2 protein-coding genes and 5 pseudogenes are annotated in these 4,664 nt (G+C 48.0%); 3 read left to right on the top strand and 4 right to left on the bottom strand.

What is annotated here, in order from left to right:
• From METMK1DRAFT_RS07195 to METMK1DRAFT_RS15600, 3 genes and pseudogenes are all read right to left on the bottom strand, one after another.
• A pseudogene (locus tag METMK1DRAFT_RS07195) lies at positions 1-287 on the bottom strand (IS256 family transposase); the annotation flags it as partial.
• 323 nt (positions 288-610) lie between these two features.
• Positions 611-877, bottom strand: coding sequence for a hypothetical protein (locus tag METMK1DRAFT_RS07185; protein WP_009072271.1), 267 nt, complete (start codon positions 875-877; stop codon positions 611-613).
• A gap of 11 nt (positions 878-888) precedes the next feature.
• On the bottom strand, positions 889-1,983 hold the full coding sequence (locus tag METMK1DRAFT_RS15600; RefSeq protein ID WP_009072270.1) for an ankyrin repeat domain-containing protein: 1,095 nt from the start codon (positions 1,981-1,983) through the stop codon (positions 889-891).
• A gap of 454 nt (positions 1,984-2,437) precedes the next feature.
• On the opposite strand from METMK1DRAFT_RS15600, the pseudogene METMK1DRAFT_RS17575 reads away from it, so the two are divergent.
• Both METMK1DRAFT_RS17575 and METMK1DRAFT_RS07175 read left to right on the top strand, forming a co-directional pair.
• Positions 2,438-2,569: pseudogene (locus tag METMK1DRAFT_RS17575) on the top strand (IS256 family transposase); the annotation flags it as partial.
• Positions 2,570-2,719: 150 nt separating this feature from the next.
• Positions 2,720-2,983, top strand: a pseudogene (locus METMK1DRAFT_RS07175) (DUF4322 domain-containing protein); the annotation flags it as partial.
• Here the strand turns inward: METMK1DRAFT_RS07175 and METMK1DRAFT_RS07170 are convergent.
• Positions 2,981-4,062: pseudogene (locus METMK1DRAFT_RS07170) on the bottom strand (transposase). The pseudogenes METMK1DRAFT_RS07175 and METMK1DRAFT_RS07170 sit on opposite strands and share 3 nt — an antisense overlap.
• A gap of 87 nt (positions 4,063-4,149) precedes the next feature.
• On the opposite strand from METMK1DRAFT_RS07170, the pseudogene METMK1DRAFT_RS07160 reads away from it, so the two are divergent.
• A pseudogene (locus METMK1DRAFT_RS07160) lies at positions 4,150-4,664 on the top strand (IS4 family transposase); the annotation flags it as partial.

The following is a 4,664-nucleotide window of genomic DNA, read 5'->3' as shown; positions in this document are numbered from 1 at the left end:
CACCCCAGTCCTCACCCTCTCCCCTCCCCTGTACAGCACGGGTAAGCTCACCGTGACCCACTCCAGCCCGTACACTACCCCCGGAGGGAGACCTTGAACCCCTTCAAGAACCTGTACCTGGCGTAACCCCTCCTCCTCACCTCCTTCCCCCTGGCGTACCTGGGGGAGGTCCTCCTCTCCTCCAGGGCCCTCCTCTCGATCTCAGCCACCGTTTCATTTAATAGCGCGTCCTTCCCAAGTAACTCGGGGACGAGCGAGGTCACCACGTGATTGAATGAGTGTCTCATGGTATGACCTAGCGCTCGTCCCCTTTTTAGTGTTACTGATGTAGGATCAATTAAGTCACTTTCATTCTATAGAAACAAATAGAAATCGCAATGGAGCCCTGAATCGCCCGTCAACTTATCTTCTGTTTGCTTATCGTTATGGGCATTCAATATGTCCGTTAGATTCTCGTTGACAAGGATTTCCTGTAAAGGTATGTTTAACTCATCAAGAACCATAGGGTATCTAGATATCTTATAATTACCATGAATAATACCTGGCAATTCAACTATCCTTAAAATATAGTGTTTATCTTGGTCGATATCTTTTAATTTAACGTTATAACTCATACCTCCATCATCCCCAGAGTTTCCCCTGTTTCCGCGTCTATCATTGCAATCCTTAATTTGGTCTTCATCTTCCTAATGACACAAATAAACGCTCCCTTGTCAGTCTGTATAACAACTACTCTACTGTTACCTTTGCCGAAAAGTTCTTCAACCTTTAGGATCTTCCCCCTACTCTTGAATCTGACTCTTAAAAAATCTACAATTTTGTGTATCCCTGAGCTTATTTCTACCTCATAATGATCATCATCATCTCCGTCTCCCATCTGAGTCACCGTTAGGGGATCTCTATGGTTACCTCATTACCTTCCCTCTCGACCTTGAAATTCTTCTTCCCCTTTTCTTTCAAAGACTCTATTACTTTATTTACATCCTCCTTTATTGTTGATTTTTCAGTTGTTTCAGGATATAAGAAATACGTTAAAGCGATTAAATTTTCGTTAGACATCTTATGGAGAGTATCCAATACCTTCACAACGTCCTCCCTATTTTTTGCCCTTAGTTGTTCTAATAATTTATAATATAGCTCTTTCCCCTGCTCTGTTAATTTGTACTCATTATCAATTTTTACAAAAAATTGTGTTTTTGATCTAGAATTCAATCGTTCCGCCACTGTCTCCGAGTATCCTCCAAAGTAGTAAGCTTCGGTATCCGTCTGTATGTTTAGTAATTTTGAAAGAACTAGAACTATTTTCTGTATTTTCGTGCTTTTATTACCTTTATCACCTATTGCCAAAATTATTAAATAATCTAGATCGTCAAGCGACCAATCATTTCTGACCTCCTCCCCGCCCTGAAAGGCACTCTCAAGTAAACTACGAATTGCACTATCTTTAGCATAATCTAAGGGAATATGCCCCCCATTGTCGGCAATCCACGGGTCAGCACCACGCTCAAGCAAAACCCTAACAACGTCAACATGACCACGATATGCTGCGTCATGCAATGGCGTCCAGCCGTAATTATTTTTAGCGTTTGGGTCAGCACCACGCTCAAGCAAGATCTTAACAATCTCAACATCACCTTCTTGTGCTGCTATATGCAATGGCGTCCTACCGTTATCATCTTTAGCGTTTGGGTCAGCACCACGCTCAAGCAAGATCTTAACAATCTCAACATCACCTTCTTGTGCTGCTATATGCAATGGCGTCCTACCGTTATCATCTTTAGCGTTTGGGTCAGCACCACGCTCAAGCAAGATCTTAACAACGTTAACATGACCAAGATATGCTGCGAAATGTAGTGGCGTCCAGCCGATATCATCTTTAGCGTTTGGGTCTGCCCCCTTTTCGAGTAATGTTTGTACTTTAATCAAGTCACCATTCTCAGCCGCCTCGAGGAGTTCATCGTCCCAGTTCTTGGTTCTCACCATTTCTTTAACATTTTTACTCAGCGAGTAATAAGGATTACGGAAACAAGACTAGATGTGATTAGTGCTGATAAGAATAGGACTTGTTATTTTTGTTTGCGACAAACATAATCCCTCACACCAAAGTGGTGGGGATATAAATCTGTCCTTTCTATGCATATCTAGCCCTTTTACTTTTTCCACAAAATTTGAAAAGGATTCCCCTTATCCCTTTCCTTACATTTACTTTAAGGTTAACGAAAACTTTACTCCAAGAATAGAAAAGTTAACATAAAGGGTTACTCCCCATATTTTATAAGGGCAGTAATTTCAATGTCGGGAATGTTTATTGCTTACTTATCAATTTTTAGGGGCGATTCAGGGCTCCATTGCGATTTCTATTTGTTTCTATAGAATGAAAGTGACTTAATTGATCCTACATCAGTACACGAAAAGGGGACGAGAGCTAGGTCATACCATGAGACGCCTATTTTATCACGTGGTGACCTCGCTCGTCCCCGAGTTACTTGGGAAGGACGCGCTATTAAATGAAACGGTGGCTGAGATCGAGAGGAGGGCCCTGGAGGAGGAGAGGAGGACCTCCCCCAGGTCGGTAGACCCAAAATCATATTATGAAAAATAACTCCAGCAGGATAATATTGATTCATGGCAGATAACAGGATTTATAAGAGTATTAAGAATTCAGTTGAAGAAAGGTTTAAGGTGAGGGAGACGTGGTATTACCATGTGGGAGATCAAGATGGTAACACCGGTACTCCCTCACCAAAACAACGTACAACAAATAGGATATAAATTACTTTCCATGCTGAACTTCAAGGGAAAGAGAGGGGAAGAGGTGGCGAGAACCCTCATCTCAGCGTGTTTATGGAACGATTCGGTGGAAAGCAAGTCGAGGGCGTATGGCGTGTCCCCACAGACCGTGAGGAATTACGTGGAGGAGCAAGGGGTGGAAGTGGTGGAAAAGCTGTTGGAACAAGTGAGGAACAGCAGTTATGGGACTTTAACGTAACTTAAAGATTTTCATCAGCCCCGGCGGTCCGCCTAAATGACGTTCAACGAACCTGAGGAACGCCTCCACGCTCCTCAGGTTAAGAGCCCCCACCAGCTCCCTGACGACGTTGGTCATGATGGTGAAGATCGCGAGGTAGCCCTGGAGCCTCTCCCTCCTCCAGAAGGACGAGTCCTCCAGTCCAAGGGCCTTGACGTCCCTTTGAGGTCCTCGATCTCCCACCTCATCCTCCAGGCCTCCTCGATCTCCTCCTCGCTGAGCGAGAGGTCGGTGATGTAGAGGTACCTGACATGTGTCCCGGAGTCACGTTTATGTTCCCGGACTAGCAACTTCACCGTAATGGCTCGGCCTCCCAGGGTCAGGTCGGCGTAGTAGACTCCGGGGGATATCCCACTGGGAGGTGTCCCTCCACCTCCTCGAGGGTCCCCTGGGCCGACTCGACCCTGAGCTCGGTTGGACTTGAGCTCAGACACCACGTTGTCCCTCACGAGCTTCTCGGACCAGTACTGGAGTCGAAGACGACCCTGGACACGCGGAAGCGCCCCTTGAGCACGTCCAACATCTCCCTGGCCATCTCGATCTTGGTCTTGAACTCGGTGACCATCCCCAAATCCAACATCTTCCTCACGGCATAGGGGAAAGCCCCACCATGAACGTCCTGCCCGTGGAGAGGTCCACTATGGCGACCGTGAGGAGCTTGGCCCTCTCGAACCTCCCGTGGGTGTGGCAGTAGATCCAGTAGTTCTCGGGGGCTCACGTCCTTCCCCCTGGAGCGTTGTGGTCCACAGTGTCGTCTATGATGACGGCCACCTGACCCTTCACCAGCCCCGGCAGGACCTCCAGTCCCTCCACGCGTCGTCGAGTTCTCCCAACGCCTCCAGCAGGTTTGCGTAGTCCAACCCGAACGTCTCGGTCGCGTTCCTCACGCTGGCCCTCCCACCTACCAGGACCGTGAGGACTAGCGCCAACCCGACCTTCCTGCTCCTCCCGTTCCTCCTGACCACGCCCAGCCTGTTTACCGCCTTGACCAGCCTCTCCCTAGCGAACTCGATCTGTCCCTTTCCGTTCGGCATCTTTTCAGCAGGAAGACGTCGAAAAATAAAAACTTCTCGCTAATACCGACTTTCCCGTATTACCTCCCTAAGATTCCCATAACTGCTGTGAGGAAAATATCCTTGGAGACGCTGAAGGGAGTCAAGGAGATAGACCTCTCAATAGACTGGACGACCAAGACGTGGTATGGGAGACCGGTGGGAGGGCTCGGGAGTTCGGAGGAGGGAAACTCTTGGAACTATGCAACTGCGACGACAAAGTTTAATGGGAAAGTGCTCCTACTGGCCTTCGTCACACTAGTCAAGGGGATGACCAAGGATGAGGTCGTGAAGGCCCTCGTGGAGCAAGTCGTCGCCATGGGGTTCAAGGTAAGGTTGATGACTCTCGACGCTGGTTTCTACGCGATTGACGTGCTCAACTTCGTTTCGCAGTTCAAGTACGTAATTGCCGTCCCTGTTGGGGACGTGAAGGTCTACCAGGAGTTCGACGGCGAGTACGAGACTAACAGTAAGAGGCACAGGAGGGACGAGCAGGTCAAGTTCAGGCTTTTGGTCTACGGTAGGGAGAAGGGGAAGAGGAAGACTCTCGTTTACTTCGCTAGGGCTACGAACCTCGACCTATC

The organism is Metallosphaera yellowstonensis MK1 (assembly GCF_000243315.1).
Taxonomy (GTDB): domain Archaea; phylum Thermoproteota; class Thermoprotei_A; order Sulfolobales; family Sulfolobaceae; genus Metallosphaera; species Metallosphaera yellowstonensis.
This window is presented reverse-complemented; position numbering and strand designations above follow the sequence as displayed.

Excerpts from the sequence above, each read along its gene's own strand:
- METMK1DRAFT_RS07185 (WP_009072271.1), bottom strand. The coding sequence starts at position 877 with ATGGGAGACGGAGATGATGATGATCATTATGAGGTAGAAATAAGCTCA.
- METMK1DRAFT_RS15600 (WP_009072270.1), bottom strand. The coding sequence starts at position 1,983 with ATGGTGAGAACCAAGAACTGGGACGATGAACTCCTCGAGGCGGCTGAG.